This is a genomic window from Phyllobacterium sp. P30BS-XVII (genome assembly GCF_014138335.1).
In the GTDB taxonomy this organism is placed as follows: Bacteria; Pseudomonadota; Alphaproteobacteria; order Rhizobiales; family Rhizobiaceae; genus Phyllobacterium; species Phyllobacterium meliloti.
In genome coordinates, this window is record NZ_JACGXO010000001.1 from 226,559 (window position 1) to 250,571 (window position 24,013).

Consider the following 24,013-nt stretch of genomic DNA (forward strand, 5'->3'; position numbering starts at 1 on the left):
TTGACTGTCCTTTGCGACAGAAATCCGAAGCGCGCCCAAGGGTGACAGGGCCGTCAATTTTGCTAAGGTCCGCATGAGATTCGGGAGGGACCTGTCATGCTGGCCGAAGCGGTATTGCCTATCAAGCTGACATTCCGGCTGTGGTGGAGATTCTGGCCGCAACTGTTTGCCGTGGTTCTGCTTGGCGTCATTGCCTCCAACATACTCATGCAATTGGCCGTCGATGCCGCCTTCGCCAATCACTATGCGGGACTGGCGGTGCTGACACTGGTTGCACTGGCCCAGCTGGTAACTACCGTTTGCATGATCCAGATCATCAGGCCCGGCCTGCCGGCACTCAATGCGGCTCAAGAAAAGAGACAGCCTGATAGCGGGGAAGATACCGCACGCAGGAGCCTTTCAAGACTGGCCACCATGGTCTCGGTCGCGCTCATTCCCTTCTTTGCCTATTACGCCGCATGGGGATTTCTTGGGGATACGGTACGGCAATATTCGCGTGCAGCGCTTGACCAGATGCCCTTCGGCGAAAGCGGTGGCAATGTCCTCGACGTATTGGATTCCAAATGGATACTCTTGTCCGTTGCCATTTCGTGGGTGGTGCGAAAATGCGCAAAGATCATGAAGGAAAAGACCGGCCAGTCTGTCTGGCAGATCATTATGGTCGTGTGTGAGACAAACTGGGTTTTCATCGGTCTCTATATTGTCAGCCGCTGGAAAGACAGCTGGATGAAGGCACTGAGCGAAGGCAATCTATGGGGCTACGTCAAATCACTGATTGCCAGCCTCTCAGAGCCGGTTTCATCGGCCTATGCCGCTACGGGTTTCATACCCGTCGAGCAGACCCCGCCAGCCTTCAGCACGGTTGCGGTGGGCTTGTTTTTCCATGCGCTCATACCTGTCATTTGGCTCGTCATGGTGGCGCTGGTCTATGGTTACGACGTGCGCGACGAAAAGGAACTTCTGCGCATCCATCACCGTGTCGAACGGTTCGGCGAGCGTTATAAAACGATCCCGAAATTCCTGCGTGATTTCATTGAACATTTCATTGGCGGCTATCGCTCGCGCTACCTGCCCATCGCCAACAGCGTCAAGCTGACCCTCAATTCCGGGCTGCTTCTGATCCTCACGCTGATCCTCGGTTATCGCTTTATCGAATGGGCTGGGGCATGGCTCTGGCTTGGAACTGCCCGGTTGATTGGTCCGCATTCGCTGGATATTTGGCAGGTTCTTTCCAATGGCGTCAGTTTTCTTTTTGGCAGCTCCTTGCAGGACTCTTCAACCGGGCTTCTGGTCGAGCCACTGCGCATCTGCTTTCTGGCCGCTGTTCTGGAAACTGCATTCTCCATGACCCGCAAACCCAAGGAGGTGGTGGCCGAGCCTATAAAAGCTGCAAGCTAAGCTCTATTGCGGGCGGGCAAAGCGCAGATAATAGGGACGCTCGGTACGCATACCGATTGTCGGCCGCAATTCACCAACCACATTGGCAGGAACAAGATAGATTTCCTCCACCATCCGCCGGTTTCCCTTGCTGACACCGGCAAAGATAGTGGTAACACACGTCTCTATACCCTCTGCCGGACGCGGCAGACCCGGAACTGACGTTGGCAACCATGACCGTCCCGCCGCATCGACAAGCCGGATCGAGCACATCACCCAAAGGTCTTTCAGATCAGGATCACCAATCTCGACAATGAAGCGCGCGATAACAGGTACTGAATTTTCCGGAAGTGACTTGGATTTTTTGCCTTCGGTGACAGTGCGCAATTCAACAAACTGCCAGTCGCTGCCACCATAGCGTGCGCTCTGACCCGGGGCGACGTCAACAGGCAGAAAGTCGTTAGTTTTTCCCATTTCCTTGAGATCATCATAGGACGTAACAAGCAAAGTCAGGGGAACGAGCAGGATCAGCGCCCAAAGGCTGCGCCGTCGCCAACGGCGTTCGGAAAGGTCAGGTGTTTCCTCGTGTATAGCACTCATCTTGTCAGTTCCCTGAAACAAGCATGGGTTTTGAGAGATCGTAGCTGTCGGCTATGAGCGGCTGGCCATCGTTGAATTTTCTGAAATCATCGATGGCAATACGCGCCTCTGAATCAAGCCGTGGCGCAAGCTGATTGGCGAGCACGAATGTGGCACCATTCACCTGATCGGGAATGATCTCGAAAACAATACGGACCTTTTGGGGCATACCGGGCTCAAGCATCGGAGGCATCATGCTCGCCAACGTCCCGAGACGATCGGACCTCTGGTAACGCAGGCCAGTCGGTCCCTGCCATGTCGCGGCAATCACTGTTGTCGAAGCGTCTGTTGCCGCCAAATCTACCGTTGCGATAGCCCACAGACCTGAAGTGGTCAGGGTCTTGCTCTGCCCATACTGGGTGAATGTAAGCACGCGGGCAAACTCCACCTGATCCAATGTTACGTCGAAGCGGCGGGTACGCACCTCGTCATGCATCTTGCCATAAACCGGAATGGGGCCGGTCAAATCCATATAGTGTGGCTTGGTCTGCTGCATGCCGTAAAGCAAGGCAACAGCAAGGCAGACCGCCAGAATGTTGGCGACAAGGCGCATCAGCCCTGCCCTCCGGCGAGCGGCAAACTAACCGTCGCCGCGGTATATTTATTGTACCAGCCGGGCATCCCGTACAGATTATCCTGTGGTTTGAATTTCTCGGCCTCGATACTCACAGATACCTCGTCTTTTGGCACTGCGGCGGCTGGTATGAGCCAGACATAGACAAGTTTTTCCGGCAGACCCGGCTGTAAAGACGGCATCAAGGCCTGATCGCGGGCAAGATAGACCATCGGTTTTTCCGCCTTCGTTTCAATTTCCGAGGGCAAATGGAACGCGCTGTAATAGCTTCTGTCGGACTGGGCCGTCAGGTTCATCAACTCAACTTCAAATACCAGTGCTTTCTGATCGGGCTTTGGCGTCAGACCATAAATTTTCTGATCGGTCGCCCAGACTTTCAGTGGTTTGATCTGCCATCTGCCAGCATCGAGCGATTGCCCTGGCGATAGTTTGGGAATTTCATTTGGCGACCGGGCTTCGGAAACCCCCAATGCTACGGCAACGGCGATTGCCGCGAAACCACCAATACCAGCTGTTATCCAGGCAAGCGCCTTGCTGCTGAGATTGCGCATGTAGGACCACATCGGGCGATCATCCTCCCATCAGCGCGATACATCGCGCTAAACTCTGAGTCGCTTTCTGCGGACCATGCAACGTAAGCGCGTTGCATGGCAAGTCCTTGGGTAGAGATCGAAGGTGCTTAGCGTGAGGCCGCCATGGGCAGGTAACTATGAACCAGATCGACGACCTGCTGATCGCGCGCTCTTGCCGTATCACCGCCCATCACCACAGCAACGAGTTGGCGGCCATTGTCATAGACCGAGGTGACAATGTTGAAACCGGAAGCCCGGACATAGCCTGTCTTGATGCCGTCAGCACCATTGAGCTTTGCCAATACACGGTTGTGGCCTTCCACAAGCTTCCCGTTGAACGTGAACTCATGCAGGGCAAAATAGTAATATTGGTTCGGAAAATGCTTGCGCAGTGCCATGCCAAGAAGTGCCATATCCCGGGCCGTGGTAATCTGTGCGGGATCGGGCAGACCCGATGCATTGTTAAAGGTGGTCCCCTTCATGCCGAGTTGGCGCGCCTTGGTCGTCATCAACGCAGCGAACTGCGGTTCGGAACCACCGAGTGCTTCGGCAAGAGCGACGGCAACGTCATTAGCAGACTTGACCACAATGGCCTTGATGGCCGTATCCACATCGATCGACTGCCCCGGCTTGAAACCAAGCTTGCTTGGCGCCTGAGATGCGGCATGGGCCGAAACCGGAAGCATTGTATTCTTGGTGAGGCGGCCGGCTTCCAGCGCCTCGAAGGTCAGATACAACGTCATCATCTTGGTGAGGGATGCCGGTATGCGCGGCAGATCGGCACTCGCCTGATAGAGCACCGCCCCGGTGCTGCTATCCACGACGATCGAAGCGGATTTCTCCGTCATTACGGTCGGGGTCGTCGTCGCTACGGGCTGCAGTGCCGAAGTGGTTGTGCAGCCACTTGCCACACCAACGACCAGAACAAACAATGCCAGGCATTTCGACATCAGTGACAGAGGGTAAAAAACTCGCGGCACGTTCATTTTCCGGTGTCTGATTTCCAAGAGTGCAAACAGGCAGTTTCTAGCGCAGTATTGTTAATAATACGCTGCACCGCCATCCTGTTAGCTGATTTCTTGATCGAGACCAAGCGGTGTTCCCATCACTAAATTGTCGCTGGGCTTCAAGCGGTCAGTACAACCTTGACGCTACGGGACCGGTCCAGAGCCTCAGCGAATGCCGCCGGAGCGTCGCTAAGCGGGAATTCACCCGTCACAAGCCGCAACACATCAATTTCGCCCGAGACAATCAACTCGACCGCTTCATAGAATTCTTCGCCGAAACGGAATGTGCCTTTCAGGTCGATCTCCCTTGCCATGACAGCATTGGCGGGCACCGGAATAGACCCGCCGGGAAGGTTGCCGACCTGCACGACCGTGCCCCCACGCCGCACGGTACGTATGGCCGAGGCAAGACCAGCGGCGGTGCCCGAAATTTCAAAGCCAATATCAAAAGGCGTTGCCACAGCCAGCTTGGCAAGCTTCTCCTCGCCTTCCGACAGGTCGAATATCTTGTCAGCGCCGAGTTCAAGCGCGAATTTGAGGGGCGCCGCCGCCAGATCAACCATCGCCACCGATTCAGCCCCGGCATGTTTCAGTGCAAGCAAAGTCAGAAGGCCGATAGGTCCAGCGCCGAAAATAATGGCTGAATGGCCTTTGACATGTCCGGCACGCCGCACCGCGTGCAGACAGACGGCAAGAGGTTCGGCCAGCGCCGCCGCCTGAAACGGAAAATCTTTTGGCACCTTCACGCATTGCGCCGGAGTTGCATCAAAATAACTGGCGAAACCGCCCTGCATATGCGGGGTCTTTGAAGCGGAACCCATGAAGTAGATATTCTCGCACAGATTGGCGCGTCCCTCGTGGCAATAGACACAGGTGCCGCACCAGCGCGATGGGTTGACTGCAACCCGGTCGCCAACAGCAAGTCCCGCAACGTCGGACCCGATTTGCGCCACTTCCCCGGCCACTTCATGGCCAAGGATGAGCGGCGATGTCACCACGAAATCACCGGTTCGTGCGTGGCGGAAATAGTGCATATCCGAGCCGCAGATGCCACCCGCCCCGAATTTGATGCGCACCATATTGGGCTTCAGTGTGGAGAGCGTGCCTTCGACAACACGCAGATCCTCGGGGCCAAAAAGGGTAGCAGCTATGGTATTCATTTAATCAGTCCCAGTTGTGTCGGCAGCCACAGGGTGATCGCCGGTATGAAGGTAATGGCAATAAGTGCGATGAAGAGCGGAACAAGCCAGGGCAGGATTGCCATAGTGGTACGCTCAACCGAAAGCTTGGCGACACGCGACAGCACGAACAACACCATGCCGAGCGGCGGATGCAGCAGGCCGATCATCAGGTTCAACGTCATGATCAACCCGAAATGCACCGGGTCAATGTCGAATTTGAGAACCAGCGGCAGCAGGATCGGCACCAGAATGGTGATGGCGGCAATCGTATCGAGGAAACAGCCGACAAACAGCATCAGCAGGTTAACGAGGATGAGGAACACCCATTTATTATCGGTGATCGACAGGATTGTGGCGGAGAGCAATTGCGCGGCCTGACTGACCGTGAGCAACCAAGCGAATACGGATGCCGCCGTTACGATGAACAGCACCGAAGCCGTCGTTTCGATCGTATCAAAACTCGCCTTGGCAAGGCTTGCCAAAGTCATGGTGCGATAACGCACAAGGCCGAGAAACAATGACCAAAGCACAGCCGCAACAGCGGCTTCAGTGGGTGTGAACCAGCCCATGGTCATGCCACCGATAAGAATAACCGGCGTCATCAGGGCCATCACTGCCGAGAAGTCAAAATACCAGTCCACAGCCAGCAGAATAAGAAGGGCGATGCCGACAGAAACATTAACGGAAAAACCCAGAAGCGTTGCGATGTAGATGATAACGGGAATGGAAAAGACGACGAGGATTTCGAGCCCCGCCTCAAGCAGTTGCTTCATCTCGAATGGCGCGTCTGAGCCCCATTTGTAGACATAGGCAAAGATGGCAACCGTCAGCATCATCAGAACGGTCATGACCACACCTGGCATGATACCGGCCATGAACAATGCGCCGATGGAGACATTGGCCATCATGCCGTAAATGACGAAAGGCAGGGATGGCGGGAAGATTGGCCCGAGCGTTGCCGAAGCGGCGGTCACGCCGACAGCCGCCTCGATGGGATAGCCATGGTCCTTCATCGCCTTGATTTCGATGGTGCCGATACCAGCCGCATCGGCAAGCGCCGTACCGGACATGCCGGAGAATACGACAGAACCGATAATATTAACCTGCGCAAGGCCACCCTTCATCCAGCCGACAAGCGCGACGGCAAAGGCATAGATGCGGCCTGTGACCCCGGCGGAATTCATCAGATTGCCAGCGAGAATGAAGAAAGGCACGGCGAGCAGCGGAAAACTTTCAACACCGGCAATCATGCGCTGCGCCACGATAATGTCAGGGGCAACGCCGTAGAGGACGAGATAGAGCACCGAGGCCACCGCCATGGAAATGGCAACGGGCACACCAATGATCATGAGAACAAGAAACGATCCAACAAGAAGCAGCATGGATTAATCCTCTACCTTCTGAAATTCCTCCGGCCGTTCCAGAACGGAATAGCCACGGCGCAAATTGCTGATGAAAACCTGAATGGATCGAAACAGCATCAAGACGAATGCAACCAGAACGGAATAGAAAACGATGTTGCGCGGCAGATCGACCGTGACCATCTGCTCGTCGGCAACAATGTCGACATAGCGCCACATCAACCAGCAGGCGTAGACAAAGAAGCCCATGCGCACGAGGTCAACGAAAATGGCGAGCACGCGCGCCAGCGGTGCCGGAATGTAGTGATAAAGCACGTCGACCTGAATATGCCGGGAGACCCGCACACACATGACGGAACCGAGGAACACCACCCCGATCAGACAGTTGATGGCGATCTCCTCCGTCCAGGCATAGCTGTTGTTGAGGACATAGCGCGTAAAGAACTGCAGGAACACGCAGCCTGTCATCAGCCAGAAGATGATCAGCGTCAGCCAATCCTCCACCGCATAATCGGACAAATTGGCGGTCGGCGCCGCATCTTCAAATGAATGCGCGAGTTCCTCGGCGGTTGTCTGGGTATGAACTTCCTTTGTCATGCAATCTCTCCGTTCAAAAACCATGGGGAGAGATGACCGGAGAGTTTCCCCGGTCATCGCCAGAAATTACTTGATGGCGCGAATGGCTTCCCAATCGGACTTTTCGTAACCGAAGTCTTCGAACTTCACCTTTTCCATGACGTTCTTCTCAAAGTCGGCCTTGTCGACCTCGGTGACACTGAGGCCCCGCTCCTTGAAGCTGGCGACAAGCTGCTTTTCCTTGTCCTCGATGATCTTGGTGGTCTTTTCAGCAGCTTCCTGCATCACATCGCCGAAGATTTTCTTGTCTTCATCCGAAAGGCTGGCCCAACGGGTCTTGGAGATCACCGTGTTGAGGTGATCAACAATATGGCCGGTCAGGACGATGTTCTTCTGCACTTCGAAGAACTTTTTGGCCTCGATTGTCGTCAACGGATTTTCCTGCGCTTCAACAGTGCCGTTCTGCAGGGCGAGATAGACCTCGGCAAAGGCAATCGGTGTCGTATTGGCACCGCAGGCGCGCGGCATGGCGAGATAGGCGGGCACATCAGGCACGCGAATTTTCAGACCCTGCATGTCGGAGCATTTGGCAATCGGCTTGTTGGATGTGGTGTGACGCGTGCCGTAATAGCTGACAGCAGCAATGTGGTTGCCTGTTTTGTCCTCATAGCCCTTGGCAAGGCGCTTGAAGATATCACTCTTCGTATAGGCGATCAGGTGCTCAGGGTTGCGGAAGATATAGGGAAAATAGGTGACGCCAATCGGCTTGAAGTCGCGGGCTGCAAAACTCGAACCGGAAATGATGATATCAACAGTGCCGAGTTTCAGGCCCTGATTGATGTCGGCTTCCTTGCCGAGCTGCGAGGCCGGGAAAACGTCGATCTTGTAGCGACCATTGGTGCGCTTGTTGATTTCTTCGGCGGCCCAGACTGATTGCGTGTGGAACGGTTCGGATGTTTCGTAAACATGGGCCCATTTGAGCACGGTTTGCGCCTGTGCCGCTACGGCGGACAAGGCGAGCGCTGCCACAGCGCCCAGGATGGCTGTCAGTTTGATCTTCATGTCTTTCTCCTCCCAGATTGAAATCAGATCTTGTTGCTTCTTTTGGCGCGCCCCTCAGGTTGCCCCCTCTCCGCGTCCGGCTCCTCACCGAAACTTTCGGAAAATCTTGCCTGCGATTGCAGAAGATGAAATTGCATGGCCGCTTTGGCCGCCACGGGATCACCCGCCGCGATGGCATCACGAATGGCGCGGTGTTCGGCGAACGCCTGCTGCCATGAGGCCGGACCTTCAAAATAACTTGCGAGCTTTTCGAAATAGGGCGTCATGCGCTGGTCAAACAACTCGCCGACAAAGCGGTTCAGTGCGGAATTCTCGATAATGCCAGCCACTGTCGTGTGAAAATCACGGTCATAGCCAATGGATGTCTGCGGGCTATGAAAATTGCTGGCCATCTTGGTCAGAACCTCGTCCATTGCCGAGACATGGACTGGTGTAACCACCCGCGCCGCTTCTTCGGCAATGGCGCATTCAATCAATGAGCGGGCGCGCAGAAGTTCGAATGGGCCCTCGAGATCTTCCGGATGAAACGTGCTCCGTCGCGGTCTCTGCTGGATAACATAGATGCCTGAACCCATGCGGATATGGACAAACCCTTCCACTTCAAGGGCAATCAGCGCTTCACGTATGGTCGGGCGGGAGACCGCAAGCTGTTCGGCCAGTTCGCGCTCGCCCGGCAAGCGTTCGCCAACCGCAAACTCACCCTTTTCGATGAGCGCGCGTATCTGGTCGGCGACCTGCCGGTAGAGCCGGCGTGGCTGGATGGCTGCAAACATGGACCCTCCCCCTGTGCGTGCATCCTCCCGATCACGCGCACCACTGGTAAATTGGCCTTACCAATATTCGACTGATACATTGATATATATGATAGAGTCAATTGTTCTATTTTGCAGCCAATTTATCCGCCCAAAACCGCTACACAGGCCTGTGGAAAGGACATTTGTTACAGATTGTTGCGCAAAGTGATTGCCGCAGATGCCCCCGAACAGGTTAGAGAGAAAATTAACGGGTCGTAAACGGCCGCATAAAACTGGTGGACAATGGTTTCTGACATTCGATTGCTGCGCCCTCTGGCCTGTCTTGGTCTGGTACTGACCTTGGCTGCCTGCACCACGGGCAACCCGACACTTCCAGTCGCTACAGCGTCGATTCCGGTTCCTGCTGCTGCTCCCCGCACCACCGCATTGACGGTAACGGATGCGCCAATCCAGATGGCCTATGCGGGCCCGGCGGTCAAAACGACAACAACCACACCAAGCGCCGCTGTCGAAGTGGCTTCGGTTGCGGAACCCGCCAAGTTTTCTGCGCCGGGCACTCCGGTTGACACCCTCATTTCGCAATATTCAGCCGCCTATGCCGTACCTGAATCACTTGTGCGCCGCGTCGTTCACCGTGAAAGCCGTGGCCGCCCGGAAGCGCGTAACGGTAAATATTGGGGCCTGATGCAATTATTGCCGTCCACGGCTCGCGCCATGGGTCACAACGGCACCGCCAAAGACTTGCTCGATGCGGAAACCAACCTCAAATATGGTGTGAAATATCTGGCCGGTGCCTATCGCGTTGCCGACCGCAATCCGGATCAGGCCGTGCGGCTCTATTCGCGAGGCTATTACTATCAGGCCAAGCGCAAGGGCATGCTCGAAGAAACCGGCCTGAAGGGCGGCACCCCTGTCGTGTCGACCCAAATCGCTTCACTGCCTATGGCTCCTGTCCCAGCCATTACCCAGCAGCAGACAGCCGCAACTATCCAACCCGCCGCTGCCATTGCAATGGCTGATCCGGCTCCTGTCCGTCTCAGCCTCGTTGCCATTCCTGCAGACCGCCCATTCTGAACGGGCTATAAATACGCTAGTTGAATAATTAGCCGATTCATGGCGTTGTGTGCTCAATCGGGGGCACATGAATGTTTCTTTCTATCATTATTTCAATCGTCGCGCTGATTGTAGCGGCAACTGCGCGGCAGCAAATCAGTGTACTGCGCAAGCAGGTTGAGCAATTGCAGCAGCAAATTGCCGGGACACTCCAGCCTGCACCCATAGGGCGCGAGAATAGTAAAACGGCTCGCCGGTTCCGGGAAGATGAGCCTTTAACGACCATCGCCACACCCCAGGTTCCCGCCGCCGAGCCCGTAGGGCCACCAATACGAGCAGTAGCCGCCTCCGCTCGACTCGATCCCAAAAAGGTCGCCGAGATCATGTCCGGCAAATCCGCAAGCGCGCCGGTTACGGTCAAGGCGACGCCCGCAGCAGGTACTCCAGCCGAACAGCCAAAGAAGAAATCCTATGGCGATTTCGAGCGGTCGCTTGGCCGCAACTGGCCAGTCTGGATCGGCGGTGTCGCGCTTTTCCTCGGCGGTATCTTCGTCGTGCAGTATTCCATCGAAAATGAGCTGCTCGGGCCGGGTATCCGGCTTTGCCTCGGCGCTCTTTTTGGCCTGCTGCTTTTGGGCGCGGGTGAATATCTGCGCCGCAAGGAAAAGCCACTCGGCCTTTCCGTTACCGGACCTGACTATATTCCCGGTGTCCTGACCGCCGCAGGTTCGGCGGCACTCTTTGCCGTCGTCTATGCCGCCCATGGCATTTATGGCTTTATCGGCACGTCCACTGCCTTTATAGCGCTCGGAGCAGTTGGTCTTGCGACACTCGCCCTGGCCATCAAACATGGCCCGTGGATTGCCGGGCTTGGCCTTATCGGTTCGTACCTCACCCCGGCTCTGGTGAATTCACAGGCACCAGCACCCTACAGCTTCATGACCTATCTGTCGGTTGTTACCCTCGTCTCGGTTGTTCTGTCGCGCGCGAAAAACTGGCCACTGATCGGCGGCGGCGCAATCATTCTCGCGGCGCTCTGGGGTGCGGCCTATACCGGCTTTGATCCCATGCCCAATGGCGGCGCGCTCGGCCTGTTGACACTCAGCCTGCTGGCTCTATCGGTCTTTAGCCATCTGAAGCCAAGTGGTTACAAACTGTTCGACCGAACAGACGAACCCTATTTCGACCCTGTTACCATAGCGGGTGCCGCTGGCGCAGTTCTTCTTGGTCTTGGCTATATATCGCACGATCTTTTCGGACTGGCGTCCTCGCGCTATCTCATCCTTGCAACGATCATCATTGCCGTATCAACACTGGCACCGCTCTTTATACGCCGCACGCTGCCCTTCCTTGTTCCGGCGGCGCTGCTTTCGCTCGTGCCGCTCACCCTTCTGGACATGCATGCGTTTTTGGATAGCGGCTTCGACAGTTCAGGCCTATCGCTCTACGACCCGATGAAATATCGCAGCTTTGCCATTTTCATTGCGCTTGCTTTCACAGCTATCGGCGTAATTGCCGCAACCGTGCTTGCCCGGCTACCAGACATCATACGCGGACTTGCCTATGCGGCATTGGGAACTGCTGTTCCATTCGTCATGATCATCGTGATGATCTACATCTTCGGCAATACACCGGCTTCAACCGAAGAAATGTTGACAGTGGCGCTGGCAATTGTCGGCTTTGGCGCTGCAACGTGGCTGGCACGCGCATGGAAAGACGACATCAAGCCAATCTCGCCCGCATGGCTGTTTGACGCTGCATCCATCGGCTTTGCCGTTCTTGCGCTATTTGTCGTGTTCGAACCACAATGGCGCGTTCTAGCCGCCTGCATACTTGCTGTTGTCTATGCGCTTGCTACCCGCACGCGCATGGCACCGGTGCTGCGCTTTGCTCCGGCAGTCTTTGCGGTCGTCATCATCGGACATATTTTCTTCGATCCAACCATTGTCGGCAGTGACCGGCTGTCGACAACGCCATTCTTCAACCAGCTTCTGCTCAATTATGGCGGGTTCTTCGCGGCCATGATTGTGGCCCAGATCATCCTTGCCAAGGGGATCAAGGATACGGCCTATCGCCTTGTACAGGCGCTCGCCGTGTTGGCGGGCTTCGTGCTTATCAATATCCTCGTTCGCCATTGGATGAATGGCGGCACATTGAACAGCAGTGGCGATCTCACATTGAGCGAACAGTCGCTCTATACGCTTATCGCCTTGGGCGGATCACTGTCCCTGATGATGCTGAGCCGTGGTGGCCAGGACTGGCTCTACCGCACTGCCGCGCTAATTGTCGGCTATATCGGCATTCTGATTGCCGTATGTCAGCATTTCATCCTGCTCAATCCGCTGTTTGACGGTTTTGTCGCTGGTGGATTTGTCTTCAACAGCCTGTTCATGGGTTATCTGCTGCCCGGCCTTCTGGCAGCACTCGTCGCGCTCAATGCCTTTGGCGAACCACAGATAAAACTGTTCGGCTTGCCGCTGGTCATGGCACAGGCGAACCGCCCCAGACATTACGCCATGGCGCTGGCAATCCTCTCGGGCCTCATGCTCTTTACATGGGTCACACTGACTATCCGTCTCTTCTTCCAGGGCAACTATATCCATCTGGGACAGGGTGTGGATTCGTCTGAGATGTTCACCTATTCCGCCATATGGCTCTTGTTCGGCCTTGGCCTGTTCGGTCTTGGCGCATGGCGGCAGAACAGGCCGTTGCGTCTGATCTCGGCGCCGATCGTCTTTCTTGTCATCGCCAAGGTATTCCTGCTCGACATGGCAAATCTCGAAGGCATCTTGCGGGCGCTGTCCTTTATTGGCCTTGGCCTCTCGCTTGTCGGTGTGGGGCTGTTCTATCAGCGCATTCTCAACGCGGGGGCGGCAGCTACGCCGCCCACCAATGATGAAAGTGGTGAACAGGCCCGCGCCCCTGACCCACTTTAAGCGTATCGGCGGCAGCCATGGCTGCCGTCAGATAATCCTTTGCCTCGCCGATTGATGTAGGCAGGTCGTGACCTTTGGCAAGTCCGCTGGCGATGGCCGCTGCAAGCGTGCAACCCGTACCGTGATCATGGGTTGTTGACAGGCGCGGACCGTCAAAACGTTGTAAGGACGAACCGTCGAACAAGAGGTCCGTACTCAAGGCGCTGTTTCCATGGCCACCTTTGATCAGCACCGCCTTCGGACCAAACTTCAACAGGTGTTCGGCTTGCCGCGCCATTGCCTGTTCATCTTCAGCAATATCAGTGCCGGTCAGGAGCGCGGCCTCGGGCAAGTTGGGTGTCAGCACAAGCGCCAATGGCAGAAGCTGCGTGCGAAGCGCCTCTATGGCTTCCGGCTGCAACAGGGAATCGCCCGAAGTTGCAACCATCACCGGATCAAGCACCACCTTGCGTTGCCAGCGGTTCAAGGCTTCGGCGATAGTATTGATGGTTTCCACGGTGGAGACCATGCCGATCTTGATCGCACCCACCGCGATATCCGAGAGAACCGCATCAATCTGCGCGCGAATGATACCGGGGCTCAAATTCTCGATGGCGGTGACGCCGCGCGTGTTCTGCGCCGTGATTGCGGTCAATACGCTTGTTCCATAAACACCAAGCGCCGAGAACGTCTTGAGATCGGCCTGAATACCAGCGCCGCCGCCGCTATCGGAGCCAGCAATCGTCAAGGCAATGGCGGTCATGCCGTCGCCCTCAACGCCTCATCGACAGCATCGCGCAGCACCTGTGCCGCGGCGCGCGGATCAGCCTGCCGGAAGATTGCCGAAATGATCGCAACGCCATCTGCTCCCGCCGCAATGGCTGGAGCCACCCTGCCAAGGTCAATGCCAGCGATCGCACCCACAGGCAGATCTGGCTTTGCTGTCCGGATCATCGCAGCCAGCCGGGCAAAGCCGTCAAAGCCAATCGGCCCATCCGGATTGTGCTTGGCGGGTGTCTCGAACAGGCCGCCCACGCAGGCATAATCGATATCCGCCGCTATGGCCGCCTGTGCGTCCGCTTCGTTTTTCACGGTGAGGCCGATAATCGCATCCGGGCCAAGCAGCTTTCTTGCGTCACTGACCAGCATGTCCTCACGCCCGACATGCACACCTTCAACACCAGCCACCAGAGCGACATCGATACGGTCATTGACGAGCAAGGGCACACCAGTGCCTTTGAGCGCCGCATGGATGGCGCGGGCGCGTTCGACCATCGCCCGCGTCGGCGAGTTCTTGTCACGGTACTGGATAATGGTTGCGCCGCCGCGCGCGGCCTGCAGCGCCAGCCCGCCCAGATTCTTGTCACCACCGATCGCATCAACATCGACAATGGCATTCAAACGAAAATCTACTTTTGGCATGATTGTTCTTCCTCTATGAAACGTTTCACCGCAGTTCAACGGCGAGGTCCTCGACTTTGGGTACGGATTTGATCAGCCCGGCATCGTGCATGAACACACCGAGGCGCTCATAACGGCTACGGTCGAGCGCAGCGGGACGCTTGGCAAAACGCGGCAAAGTATCCGTCCACGCCTGCCGGTTCAGCGGGTTATCGAGATCGGGATAGGCTTTGATGAACAGCGCCCAGGATTCATCCGGGTGATTGGTCAGATAAACAGCGCCCTTCTCCACCGCTTCGATGAAACGTTTCAAACGATCATCTTTTGCAAGGTCCGGATGGGTCAGGAAGATCAGTTCATCATAGACAGGGACACCGTGCTCCTCCGGGAAGAACGCCGTTCCCTTATGGCCTTCCTGCGCCATTTGGGTGAGTTCAAAGTTCCTGTAACCACCAACAGTCGCATCCACCCGTTTGGCGATGAGCGATGACGAAAGGGCGAAATTGACATTGATCAGTTCGACATCATCGGCTTTCAGGCCTTCCGATTTCAGCATGGCCCCAAGCATGGCATCTTCAAAGCCCGCCACGGAAAAGCCGACCCTTTTGCCCTTCAAATCCTTCAGGCTTTTAATGGGACCATCGGCCAGTACCATCACCGTATTGAGCGGGGTTTCCACCAAGGTGCCAAAACGCACCAGCGGCAGGCCTTCATCATGGCTGAGATAGAGATTGGGCTGATAGCCGATGGCAATATCAGCCTGTTTTGCCGCAACAAGACGCGGCGGCGCGGCCGGATCAGCCGGCGGGATCAGATCGACATCAAGACCGGCCTCACTGAAAAAACCCTTTTCGCGAGCGACAACCAGCGGTGCATGATCAGGGTTGACGAACCATTCGAGAAGAACAGACAGCTTGTCCGCTGCCACCGCCTGTGACGGCAGGAAAGGCAACGCGATTAAGAGAGCAAAGGCAAACGCACAGCGGCGAAACATGGATATTCCTTTATTGATGGGACGAACGAAAATTCTGATCATGACACCTGCATCCAAGGGGTGAGGCGCGCGGCGAAAGCATCGACGAGAAAGCGCAGGACAATGGTCAGCACTGCGAGAATGATGAGAGCGGCAAACAGCGTATCGGTCTGCATACGGGCATTGGCCTGAAGCATGACAAAGCCAAGCCCACGCGAGGCACCGACCCATTCGCCAATCACCGCACCAATGGGCGCAAAGACCGCCGCAACGCGCAGGCCCGAGCCAAGACCGGGCAAGGCGCTGGGAACGCGGATTCGAAACAGGGTTGCCAGCGGCGTTGCCTGTGTCAGGGCAGCGGCATCCAGCAAATCCTGATTGGTGCGGCGCAGCGCATCGGCAAAGGCGGAGGCCACGGGAAAGAAGATAATGAGGCTGGCCATGACCACTTTCGAGGCAAGGCCAAAACCGAACCAGAGCACCAGAAGCGGCGCGATGGCAAAGACAGGTAGTGCCTGTAAAACAAGCAGAACCGGCCACACGATCTGGCCAAAGCCGGGCAAACCGGCAACAAGAAGCGCGGTCAGGATTCCGGCAACAGCGCCAAAGAACAATCCGAGCAGGATTTCGAGCACGGTGATGGCGGCATTGGTCAGGAGATAGTGGCGCTGCTCGATCAAGGCGACAATAACTGAGCCGGGACCGGGCAGGATAAAGCGTGGCGGCTGCAAAGCCCAGACAGCCAGTTGCCAGCACAGAAGTACGGCCAACAAGGCGCCAGTGATGCGGACAAGCATGCCCATGGCGGCGATCACATCGTCACAGAAATAATGATTGCGATATCAGGGTAAACGGCATCTGCAGGACTCCATCAAAAGCGTGGAAATCCGGATATGTGCGAAGACAAGGCAGAGTGCGTGAAGAGTGCTCAATTCCCGTTCCTACGCCGGCATAACCCGGATCAGGTTCAAGGGTCCAGCTCGACGCTATCTCAGCACTGTACAGTGCCCCCCTCGGAATAAAGTCATGATGGAGCGGCGCAAGAGCAAAGTCAATCGCGCCGCTTTCGTGTTGAGGATTTATTGGGTCAGACGAATTTGTGAGTAATCGAATGCACAGCCGGTTGTGAGCGTATACTCGAAATCCGGCGTGTCACCACCGCCATCTTCCCAGCCGTGTTTTTTTACCGAACCATCGCAATTCATCAGCTTATTCATGACAATAGGTTCTTTCTCGCCGGGTTTCGTCGACTGAGCACCACCCTCCGCAAACCTCCATGCGTCGTTTGCTCTGTCGCTTCTGACGAGAAAGGCGTTGGTTTTCTCATCGTTTTTGATGCTCTGATCGTCAGCAAAAGTCAGATTCTCCGGGGTGGGCGTAATCTGATAGCGGGGATCATTCACCAATCCGGGAGTTTTAGGGTCGTTGGATTTTACTTTGGGGGCATCCACACAATTCCTGCCCGAAGGCTTCATTCCAATAGGACAGCCGTCTTTCTTGACGATCATGGTAAAATAAAACGATTTGTATGTGCCCAAATCAAAGGTCAGCGGCGTTGATCCCACTGCGGGATTGGATGTCCCAATGTTGTTAATGTACTTGTATTCGATAGAGCCGACTTGTTTCTCAGCACCATCGGCTCCAACAACAATAATGGAAATTTTCTTGTAATAAATTCCTTTTACGTTCGTGACCTTTATTGTTGCGCTCTTTGGCGTCAATGCTCCTGAAGCTGTCGAAGTGGTCCCGATATCCATCGAATTTTGGTTCAATACCTGCATGAATGTCGTCTTCATTGGCCTCGCGAGTGAAAGCTTAATCCGTGCGGGGACATCGTTCGTAACCGACACATTGTAAGTAGCACCACTAGCGTCAAAGCCTGGAAGATTAGCGCGCAAACTTTGTTGAATGCGAGCCTTCACATCGGGTAAATTGCTGCCATTGTACGTAGAGGCGCCCCACAAAACCGCGACATCTGCTGCATTCTGCAGTTCCGCGTGATCACTGCTTGCACGGGTATAATCCACAGCCAATCCTGTCACGCCGAGAAGCGGCACAAGCAATAGTCCAAACGTCAATGCAGTTGCGCCGCTGGTATCTTTAAGAAAATCTCTGAATTTTTTCATAGCCCGCTCCGGTGTTGAGCGGACCATGGATGAAATGGCGTAAATGCGCCTTTAGCAAATTCATTCAGATTGTCACGATCTGCGGCAAGTCTGGGCGTATGGTAAAAATCCGGTGAAGCAGAGCCTAAGCGGCGGGTATATCCGGCCGCACAAAGCCCTCGCTGGCGATAAGCAGATTGCGCGTATAGGCCTGCGTGACCTTGTGCGCCGCAAGATCATCAGCTGAAAGGCGCTCCACCTCAGCCCCGTTCTGCATCACCATCAGCCGGTCGCACATGTGGGTCACAACAGCCAGATCATGGCTGACCATAAGGAATGTCAATTTGCGGTCGCGGCGGATCTGTTCAAGCAGGTTCAGCACCTCCGCCTGCACCGAGGCATCGAGCGCCGATGTCGGTTCATCCAAAAGCAGGATCGATGGTTCAAGGATCAGGGCGCGCGCGATCGCCACGCGCTGGCGCTGACCACCGGATAGCTGATGCGAATAGCGGAAGCGGAAACTTGATCCCAGCCCCACCTCGTCAAGCGCGCGCAGGATGCGTTTTTCAATATCGGCAAAGCCATGCACGGCCAGCGGTTCCAGCAAAAGCCGGTCGACGGTCTGGCGCGGATGCAGAGAACCATAGGGGTCCTGAAACACCATCTGCACTTCCCGGTAGAATGCCTTGGTGCGGCTCTTGCCGAGAAGCTTGCCGTTGATGGTGATCGATCCGCGTGTCGTTGGGGCCAGTCCTGCAATGGCACGCAGCAATGTCGATTTGCCTGAACCGGATTCGCCGACAAGCCCGAAGGATTCGCCCGGCATCACGTCAAGACTGACGCCGCGAAGCGCGCGGAAGCGGTCGAATGTCACTTCAAGTTTATCGACAATAAGCGCTTTGGAAGGAGATGTGGTCATGCGGCCCACTCCGGCTTACGATCAAGGACGGGAAGCGGATGGGTATCGGCACCGATTTTTGGCATGCAGTTCAGAAGACCTTGCGTATAGGGATGTTTGGCATTGTGCAGGTCCTTGGCGGCAATCTCCTCGACGATCCGTCCGGCATACATGACAATGACCCGGTCACAGAAGGACGATACCAGCCGCAGATCATGCGAGATGAAGATCAGCCCCATGCCGCGGTCCCGCACCAGATTGTCGAGAATGGCAAGAACGTCGAGCTGGACGGTAACATCAAGTGCCGAGGTCGGCTCGTCTGCAATCAGCAGTTCAGGTCCGGTGATCAGCATCATGGCAATCATGGCACGCTGACCCATACCGCCCGAGACCTCGTGCGGGTGCAGGTCAAAAACCCGCTCAGGGTCGCGGATCTGCACGGCAGCAAGCATATCGAGCGCCCGCTTGCGCGCTTCTGACCGGCTGACCCTTTCATGGGTGCGCAGGGTTTCGACGATCTGCCTTCCGATGCTCATAACCGGATTGAGCGAATATTTCGGGTCCTGCAGGATCATGGCAATGCGATTGCCGCGCAGCGAGCGCCGTTCGGCTGCTGAAACTTTCAGAAGATCGATCCCGTCGAAATTCAGCGTCTCTGCCGTGATTTTCGCATGAGACGGCGTCAGCCCCATTATGGCGCGCCCGGTCTGGGATTTGCCCGAACCGGATTCACCGACAATACCAAGACGTTCACGGCCAAGGGTAAAGGCGACGCCGCGCACGGCATCGACCACCCCGGTGCGGGTTGGAAACTGAACCCGCAGATCATTGACGGTCAAAAGGGTGCTCATTGGTTGTTACCCCGCGGATCAAGCGCATCGCGCAGGCCATCTCCCAGCAGGTTGAAGCCAAGGCTGACGATGACAATGGCAAAGCCGGGTGCTGCCGCAACCCACCATTGATCCATGATGAAGCGGCGGCCCGAAGCGATCATCGCACCCCACTCCGGCAGTGGCGGCTGAGCGCCGAGACCAAGAAAGCCGAGACCGGCTGCAATCAGGATGATACCAGCCATATCAAGCGTCACACGCACGATGAGCGAGGACAGGCAGAGCGGCATGATGTGTCGCAGGACAATCCGAAAGGGCGAGGCACCCATCAGGCGCACGGCTGCGATATAGTCGGAGTTGCGTATGGTGAGCGTCTCAGCTCGGGCTATACGGGCATAGGGCGGCCATGAGGTGACGGCAATGGCCAAGACCGCATTCTCAATGCCGGGCCCCAAGGCCGCGACCAGCGCAAGCGCCAGAATGAGCTTTGGAAAGGCAAGGAAAATATCCGTCAGGCGCATCAGGATCGAATCCACCCAGCCACCGGCATATCCGGCGACAGTGCCAACGATCAGGCCGATAGGTGCCGCGATGATGGCAACGAGAATCACCACATAGAGTGTCAGGCGCGAGCCATAGATCAGCCGTGAGAGAATATCGCGGCCCTGATCATCAGTGCCAAGCCAATAGTCACCGCCGGGCGGCAACAGGCGCGCATTACGCAAATCGCCAATGACGGGCGAATGCGGCGCCAGAACATTGGCCAGGGCGGCGACCAGCAACAAAGCGATGATGATGGCAAGACCGGCAAGGGCGAGCCGGTTGCTGGCAAAGCGGCCCCACACCAGATAGGCGCGGCCGAGCCTTGCCTGCAAGCGCGATTGCGGACGATCACTCATCAGCCATTCACGGCGGGACATGGGTGGTGTCTTGATTGTCTGGCTCATCGTGCGCGCGTCCGTGGGTCCAGCACCCGATACAAAAGATCGGACAGAAGATTGATGGCGATGAACACTGTGCCGATGACGATGGTGCCGCCAAGCACCGCGTTCATATCGGCGTTCTGCAGGGAATTGGTGATGTACATGCCGAGACCCGGCCATGAAAAGACTGTTTCAGTCAGGACTGATCCCTCAAGCAAATTGGCGTACGACAGGGCAATCACCGTCACCAGAGGCACCGCCGCATTGCGCAGCGCATGGGCCCAGATGATACGGGTTTCAGACAGGCCCTTGGCACGGGCGGCCACGATATATTCCTGCTCCAGTTCATTCAGCATAAAACTGCGGGTCATGCGGCTGATATAGGCAAGCGAGAAATAACCAAGCAGCGAGGCAGGCAGGATGATGAAGGAGAAGATGTTTCGGAAGGCTTCCCAATTGCCCTGCAACACGGCGTCAAGGAGATAGAAGCCTGTTATGGGCGTGAAAGTATATTCATAAATGACATCAATACGGCCGGGACCGGAGGTCCAGCCAAGCTTGGCATAGAAGACCAGAAGTGCCAGAAGCCCAAGCCAGAAGATTGGCATGGAATAGCCGATCAGACCGATAAGACGCACGATCTGGTCAACAAGACTGCCGCGTTTGACAGCGGCAAGCACACCAAGCGGTACGCCGAAAAGCGTGCCTATGAGCGTGCCGAACGTGGCAAGTTCCATCGTTGCCGGAAACACCCGGCGGATGTCGGTCATCACAGGGTTTGATGTCAGAACAGAGCTACCGAAATTGCCCTGCAATGCGCCTTTCACGTAAAGGATGAACTGCTGATAGATCGGCAAGTTCAACCCGTATTCCTCCCGGATGCGTTCGACCACATGGGCCGGGGCTCGATCACCAACGATCGCCAGAGCGGGGTCAATAGGAATAACCCGCCCGATGAAGAACGTAACGGCAAGAAGGCCAAGGAAGGTGATTGCACCGATCAGCACAAAACGGCCAATGGCGAGGGCAAGGCTGGAGACCCAGGCGCCTGAGCGCCTGGCCTCCAGTTGGGTATCGGTCGTTGTCATCGTGTCAGCCTTGGGCGTTTGCCCCAGTTCATTTCGATACGTTGAAGACGTAGTTGGTATCGAATGATGGTCCCAGCTTGAAATCTTTGAGATTCGAGCGGACGGCGGCAACTTCCGTCTGCTGGAACAGCATCACGAACGGGCTGGTTTCAAGAACCTTCTTCTGCAGATCCACATAGGTTTGTGCACGCTTGGCTGTATCGCGCTCAAGCAGGGCGGCCTTGGTTTCCTTGGTCAGTTCAGGTACATCCCAGGCATTGCGCCATGCGAGCGTTTTGTTGGTACCCGTATCGGCATTGTCAGGATTGCTGGTGAAGGTTTCCGCATTGGAATTCGGGTCCCAATAGTCAACACCCCACTGGCCGATATAGATATCGTGGGTACGTGCACGATACTTGGTCAGCGTCTGCTTACCGTCACCGGGGATGATCTCCAGCTTGACGCCACCCTGCGCAAATGTCTGCTGTACGGATTCGGCAATGCCTGTCACCGGCTGATTGTTGCGCACATCCATCGTGACCGAAAAGCCGTCCTTCAGACCGGCCTTATCAAGAAGCTCCTTGGCCTTTGCCACGTTGAGTGAATAGGGCTTTTCATCCAGTTCGCCCAAAATGCCTTTTGGCAGGAATGTCTGGTGGATTTCACCGATACCCTTGATCAGCTTTTCGCCGATCGCATCGTAATCAACGAGGTATTTCAGCGCCTCGCGCACCTCAGGCTTGGCAAGGTTCGGGTTCTTCTGGTTGAGGCTGAAATAATAGATCGTGCCCTTTGCAGCATTTGTGGTCTTGATGTCGCTGTTCTTGGCAACCTGTTCCAGATCATTCGGCTCAAGGTTGCGCGCAACGTCGATATCGCCCTTTTCCAGCAGCAGGCGCTGGGTCGCGCTCTCCTTCACATGGCGGTAGATAACGCGGTTGAGTATCGACTTGGTGCCGTAATAATTATCATTACGTTCCAGAACGAGGATTTCGTTGGCGCGCCAGTCACGGATTTTCATCGGACCGGACCCGGCATAGTTGGTCTTCATCCAGGCATTGCCGTAGTCATTGTCGACCACATGCTGGGAGACGAGCTTTTTATCAACAACCGATGCCACGGTTGCCGTCAGGCAGTTGAGCACAAAGCTTGGCGCATAGGGCTGATCGACGGTGAAGACAAAGGTGTTGGGGTCGGTTGCCTTGGCTTTTTCGGTGACATTGTCAGCCTTCAGGCCGAACTGGGTAAGAATGAAGGCCGGGCTCTTGTCGATCTTGATGGCGCGCTCGAAGGAATAAGCCACATCTTCAGCGGTCAGCGGATTGCCGGAGGCGAACTTCAGACCCGGCTTCAGCTTGAACGTATAGGTCAGGCCATCATCGGAAACGGTCCAGCTTTCTGCCACATCAGGAATGATCTTGGAGGGATCATTAATGTCGAGACGAACCAGCTTGTCATAGGTATTGCCATTGACTTCACCCATGGTGAGTTCGAATGCTTCACCCGGATCAAGTGTGATGACATCGTCAATGGCAAAGGCTTCCACCAGTGTATCGGCTGGCGTTGCCGCCCATGCAGGAACTCCGGATATTACCAGCGCTGAAAGCGCCGCGCTGCCGACAAGCAGCCGGACTTTGGCGTTTATCTGATTGATCAACATTGTCGTTACCCCTGTTTTGTGTTGTTTCAGTTTGTTTCGTGCCAGGCTGACCGAAGAATGCGCATCCAGTTCCCCCGGCAAATTTTTGCGAGATCCTCGTCCGAATATCCCGCCTCCCCCAAAGCATCGACAAGCGCCTGATTACCGGCTGCATCACCAATCTCACTGGGGATTTTAGCACCATCAAAATCTGAGCCAAGTGCCACGCAGTCAATACCCATACGATTGACCATATAATCAATATGGCGAACCACATCGCTGAGCGGTGTATCGGCATTTTCGCGCGCATCAGGACGCAGCATAGCCACAGCATAATTCAGGCCAACCAGCCCCTTGCGCTCCCGGATAGCATCGAACTGTTTGTCCGTCAGATTGCGCGCGACCGGGGTCAGCGCATGAACATTGGAATGGCTGGCGACCAGCGGCTGATCGCTGATGCGGGCGACATCCCAGAAACCTTTTTCAGTAATGTGGGCGAGATCGACAAGAATACCGAGGCGATTGCAGGCTTTGACGAGATCCTCGCCGGCAGCGGTCAGACCGGGGCCGGTATCGGGGTCCATAGGGTAAGCAAAGGGAACCCCATGACCAAAAACATTGTTGCGACTCCAGACGGGCCCAAGCGAACGGAGCCCAGCCGCATAGAAAACATCCAGCGCGGAAAGATCAGCGCCAATGCCTTCGCAGCCCTCAATGTGCAAAACAGCAGCAAAAAGGTCCTTGCCCATCGCCTCTTCAATATCGGCAGTGGACCGGCATAATTTCCAGCCACCCGCCTGTTCGAGACGCAGCGCAATTGACGCCATTTCCAGCGAAATATCGAGAGAAGGGGCACGCTCCAGAGGCGCAGCGAGCGGCGTGGAGTAATGCCCCTTGGCATCCGGCGCCTTGAAGGCGAGATCGCCGGACGGGACATAGATGGCGCAAAGTCCGCCGATCAACCCGCCCTTCAGCGCACGCTTCTTGTCGATATGCCCCGAGGTGGTGCCGTCGATGAATTCCCTGATCGGGTCGGCTCCGTCTCTTGAATGTTTCCACAACCGGTAAAGCACATCGTTGTGACCATCAAAGACAGGCTGCATTT

At 55.9% G+C, this 24,013-nt stretch carries 23 protein-coding genes and 1 riboswitch; of the genes, 3 read left to right on the top strand and 20 right to left on the bottom strand.

All coding sequences use genetic code 11. The features are described from left to right. Positions 1-96: 96 nt before the first annotated feature. Positions 97-1,398 (top strand): hypothetical protein, encoded by a 1,302-nt coding sequence (locus tag FHW17_RS01140; RefSeq protein WP_182509038.1) that lies wholly within the window; start codon positions 97-99, stop codon positions 1,396-1,398. Between the two features lie 3 nt (positions 1,399-1,401). On the opposite strand, the gene FHW17_RS01145 is transcribed toward FHW17_RS01140, so the two are convergent. From FHW17_RS01145 to FHW17_RS01185, 9 genes are all read right to left on the bottom strand, one after another. Next, positions 1,402-1,977 carry a hypothetical protein gene (locus FHW17_RS01145; protein WP_182509039.1) on the bottom strand — a complete coding sequence of 192 codons (576 nt, stop codon included), beginning with the start codon at positions 1,975-1,977 and terminating at the stop codon, positions 1,402-1,404. A 4-nt stretch (positions 1,978-1,981) separates the two neighbouring features. Further along, positions 1,982-2,569, bottom strand: coding sequence for a hypothetical protein (locus FHW17_RS01150; protein WP_182509040.1), 588 nt, complete (start codon positions 2,567-2,569; stop codon positions 1,982-1,984). Further along, on the bottom strand, positions 2,569-3,153 hold the full coding sequence (locus FHW17_RS01155; protein ID WP_112523896.1) for a hypothetical protein: 585 nt from the start codon (positions 3,151-3,153) through the stop codon (positions 2,569-2,571). Before FHW17_RS01155 ends, FHW17_RS01150 begins: the two co-directional genes overlap by 1 nt. 116 nt (positions 3,154-3,269) lie before the next feature. Further along, a complete protein-coding gene (locus FHW17_RS01160; protein WP_112523899.1) occupies positions 3,270-4,148 on the bottom strand; it encodes a D-alanyl-D-alanine carboxypeptidase family protein in 879 nt (292 codons plus the stop codon). A gap of 140 nt (positions 4,149-4,288) precedes the next feature. Then, entirely contained in the window at positions 4,289-5,329 is a 1,041-nt protein-coding gene (locus tag FHW17_RS01165) for an L-idonate 5-dehydrogenase (protein WP_112523902.1), read from the bottom strand. Continuing rightward, positions 5,326-6,732, bottom strand: coding sequence for a TRAP transporter large permease (locus FHW17_RS01170; protein WP_112523905.1), 1,407 nt, complete (start codon positions 6,730-6,732; stop codon positions 5,326-5,328). Before FHW17_RS01170 ends, FHW17_RS01165 begins: the two co-directional genes overlap by 4 nt. A 3-nt stretch (positions 6,733-6,735) precedes the next feature. Beyond that, positions 6,736-7,308, bottom strand: a complete 573-nt coding sequence (locus tag FHW17_RS01175; protein WP_112523908.1) for a TRAP transporter small permease — start codon at positions 7,306-7,308, stop codon at positions 6,736-6,738. Between the two features lie 66 nt (positions 7,309-7,374). Further along, positions 7,375-8,349, bottom strand: a complete 975-nt coding sequence (locus FHW17_RS01180; protein WP_182509041.1) for a sialic acid TRAP transporter substrate-binding protein SiaP — start codon at positions 8,347-8,349, stop codon at positions 7,375-7,377. 23 nt (positions 8,350-8,372) lie between these two features. Further along, positions 8,373-9,122: a FadR/GntR family transcriptional regulator gene (locus FHW17_RS01185; RefSeq protein ID WP_112523913.1), complete on the bottom strand. Its 750-nt coding sequence runs from the start codon at positions 9,120-9,122 to the stop codon at positions 8,373-8,375. Positions 9,123-9,386: 264 nt separating this feature from the next. Between FHW17_RS01185 and FHW17_RS25430 the strand changes: the two genes are divergently transcribed. Together FHW17_RS25430 and FHW17_RS01195 are read left to right on the top strand one after the other, a co-directional pair. Further along, the gene (locus FHW17_RS25430) at positions 9,387-10,178 is read left to right on the top strand and encodes a lytic transglycosylase domain-containing protein (protein WP_112523916.1); all 792 of its coding nucleotides are present in this window, start codon (positions 9,387-9,389) and stop codon (positions 10,176-10,178) included. A gap of 71 nt (positions 10,179-10,249) precedes the next feature. Further along, a complete protein-coding gene (locus tag FHW17_RS01195) occupies positions 10,250-13,093 on the top strand; it encodes a DUF2339 domain-containing protein (protein ID WP_182509042.1) in 2,844 nt (947 codons plus the stop codon). Here the strand turns inward: FHW17_RS01195 and thiD are convergent. The 11 genes from thiD to FHW17_RS01250 form a co-directional block, all read right to left on the bottom strand. Beyond that, positions 13,035-13,835, bottom strand: a complete 801-nt coding sequence (gene thiD, locus FHW17_RS01200; RefSeq protein ID WP_182509043.1) for a bifunctional hydroxymethylpyrimidine kinase/phosphomethylpyrimidine kinase — start codon at positions 13,833-13,835, stop codon at positions 13,035-13,037. The genes FHW17_RS01195 and thiD overlap by 59 nt on opposite strands. Beyond that, positions 13,832-14,494 carry a thiamine phosphate synthase gene (gene thiE / locus FHW17_RS01205; protein ID WP_112523925.1) on the bottom strand — a complete coding sequence of 221 codons (663 nt, stop codon included), beginning with the start codon at positions 14,492-14,494 and terminating at the stop codon, positions 13,832-13,834. Before thiE ends, thiD begins: the two co-directional genes overlap by 4 nt. 25 nt (positions 14,495-14,519) lie before the next feature. After that, complete coding sequence (locus tag FHW17_RS01210) at positions 14,520-15,467, bottom strand: ABC transporter substrate-binding protein (protein WP_112524042.1); 948 nt, start codon at positions 15,465-15,467, stop codon at positions 14,520-14,522. A gap of 38 nt (positions 15,468-15,505) precedes the next feature. Next, a complete protein-coding gene (locus FHW17_RS01215) occupies positions 15,506-16,249 on the bottom strand; it encodes an ABC transporter permease (protein ID WP_246706714.1) in 744 nt (247 codons plus the stop codon). Between the two features lie 118 nt (positions 16,250-16,367). Further along, positions 16,368-16,470: riboswitch (TPP riboswitch) on the bottom strand. A gap of 55 nt (positions 16,471-16,525) precedes the next feature. Further along, positions 16,526-17,572 (bottom strand): TadE/TadG family type IV pilus assembly protein, encoded by a 1,047-nt coding sequence (locus tag FHW17_RS01220; protein ID WP_182509044.1) that lies wholly within the window; start codon positions 17,570-17,572, stop codon positions 16,526-16,528. Between the two features lie 124 nt (positions 17,573-17,696). Then, on the bottom strand, positions 17,697-18,470 hold the full coding sequence (locus FHW17_RS01225) for an ABC transporter ATP-binding protein (protein ID WP_113095110.1): 774 nt from the start codon (positions 18,468-18,470) through the stop codon (positions 17,697-17,699). After that, positions 18,467-19,300 (bottom strand): ABC transporter ATP-binding protein, encoded by an 834-nt coding sequence (locus tag FHW17_RS01230; RefSeq protein ID WP_182509045.1) that lies wholly within the window; start codon positions 19,298-19,300, stop codon positions 18,467-18,469. Before FHW17_RS01230 ends, FHW17_RS01225 begins: the two co-directional genes overlap by 4 nt. Next, positions 19,297-20,226, bottom strand: a complete 930-nt coding sequence (gene nikC / locus FHW17_RS01235; RefSeq protein ID WP_112523937.1) for a nickel transporter permease — start codon at positions 20,224-20,226, stop codon at positions 19,297-19,299. Before nikC ends, FHW17_RS01230 begins: the two co-directional genes overlap by 4 nt. After that, positions 20,223-21,290 (bottom strand): ABC transporter permease, encoded by a 1,068-nt coding sequence (locus FHW17_RS01240; protein WP_112523940.1) that lies wholly within the window; start codon positions 21,288-21,290, stop codon positions 20,223-20,225. The genes nikC and FHW17_RS01240 overlap by 4 nt, the downstream gene beginning before the upstream one ends. 28 nt (positions 21,291-21,318) lie before the next feature. Beyond that, positions 21,319-22,926 carry an ABC transporter substrate-binding protein gene (locus FHW17_RS01245; RefSeq protein WP_182509393.1) on the bottom strand — a complete coding sequence of 536 codons (1,608 nt, stop codon included), beginning with the start codon at positions 22,924-22,926 and terminating at the stop codon, positions 21,319-21,321. A 29-nt stretch (positions 22,927-22,955) separates the two neighbouring features. Then, positions 22,956-24,011 carry a dipeptidase gene (locus FHW17_RS01250; RefSeq protein ID WP_182509046.1) on the bottom strand — a complete coding sequence of 352 codons (1,056 nt, stop codon included), beginning with the start codon at positions 24,009-24,011 and terminating at the stop codon, positions 22,956-22,958. Positions 24,012-24,013: the final 2 nt, after the last annotated feature.

Bases quoted from the DNA above. Each gene is read 5' to 3' on its own strand.
- FHW17_RS01240 (WP_112523940.1), bottom strand. From the start codon at position 21,290: ATGACAACGACCGATACCCAACTGGAGGCCAGGCGCTCAGGCGCCTGG.
- FHW17_RS01215 (WP_246706714.1), bottom strand. From the start codon at position 16,249: ATGGGCATGCTTGTCCGCATCACTGGCGCCTTGTTGGCCGTACTTCTG.
- FHW17_RS01195 (WP_182509042.1), top strand. From the start codon at position 10,250: ATGTTTCTTTCTATCATTATTTCAATCGTCGCGCTGATTGTAGCGGCA.
- thiD (WP_182509043.1), bottom strand. From the start codon at position 13,835: ATGACCGCCATTGCCTTGACGATTGCTGGCTCCGATAGCGGCGGCGGC.
- FHW17_RS01160 (WP_112523899.1), bottom strand. From the start codon at position 4,148: ATGAACGTGCCGCGAGTTTTTTACCCTCTGTCACTGATGTCGAAATGC.
- FHW17_RS01175 (WP_112523908.1), bottom strand. From the start codon at position 7,308: ATGACAAAGGAAGTTCATACCCAGACAACCGCCGAGGAACTCGCGCAT.
- FHW17_RS01230 (WP_182509045.1), bottom strand. From the start codon at position 19,300: ATGAGCACCCTTTTGACCGTCAATGATCTGCGGGTTCAGTTTCCAACC.
- FHW17_RS01140 (WP_182509038.1), top strand. From the start codon at position 97: ATGCTGGCCGAAGCGGTATTGCCTATCAAGCTGACATTCCGGCTGTGG.
- FHW17_RS01250 (WP_182509046.1), bottom strand. From the start codon at position 24,011: ATGCAGCCTGTCTTTGATGGTCACAACGATGTGCTTTACCGGTTGTGG.
- FHW17_RS01225 (WP_113095110.1), bottom strand. From the start codon at position 18,470: ATGACCACATCTCCTTCCAAAGCGCTTATTGTCGATAAACTTGAAGTG.
- FHW17_RS01170 (WP_112523905.1), bottom strand. From the start codon at position 6,732: ATGCTGCTTCTTGTTGGATCGTTTCTTGTTCTCATGATCATTGGTGTG.
- thiE (WP_112523925.1), bottom strand. From the start codon at position 14,494: ATGCCAAAAGTAGATTTTCGTTTGAATGCCATTGTCGATGTTGATGCG.
- FHW17_RS01155 (WP_112523896.1), bottom strand. From the start codon at position 3,153: ATGTGGTCCTACATGCGCAATCTCAGCAGCAAGGCGCTTGCCTGGATA.
- FHW17_RS25430 (WP_112523916.1), top strand. From the start codon at position 9,387: ATGGTTTCTGACATTCGATTGCTGCGCCCTCTGGCCTGTCTTGGTCTG.
- FHW17_RS01185 (WP_112523913.1), bottom strand. From the start codon at position 9,122: ATGTTTGCAGCCATCCAGCCACGCCGGCTCTACCGGCAGGTCGCCGAC.
- nikC (WP_112523937.1), bottom strand. From the start codon at position 20,226: ATGAGCCAGACAATCAAGACACCACCCATGTCCCGCCGTGAATGGCTG.
- FHW17_RS01220 (WP_182509044.1), bottom strand. From the start codon at position 17,572: ATGAAAAAATTCAGAGATTTTCTTAAAGATACCAGCGGCGCAACTGCA.
- FHW17_RS01210 (WP_112524042.1), bottom strand. From the start codon at position 15,467: ATGTTTCGCCGCTGTGCGTTTGCCTTTGCTCTCTTAATCGCGTTGCCT.
- FHW17_RS01165 (WP_112523902.1), bottom strand. From the start codon at position 5,329: ATGAATACCATAGCTGCTACCCTTTTTGGCCCCGAGGATCTGCGTGTT.
- FHW17_RS01180 (WP_182509041.1), bottom strand. From the start codon at position 8,349: ATGAAGATCAAACTGACAGCCATCCTGGGCGCTGTGGCAGCGCTCGCC.
- FHW17_RS01150 (WP_182509040.1), bottom strand. From the start codon at position 2,569: ATGCGCCTTGTCGCCAACATTCTGGCGGTCTGCCTTGCTGTTGCCTTG.
- FHW17_RS01145 (WP_182509039.1), bottom strand. From the start codon at position 1,977: ATGAGTGCTATACACGAGGAAACACCTGACCTTTCCGAACGCCGTTGG.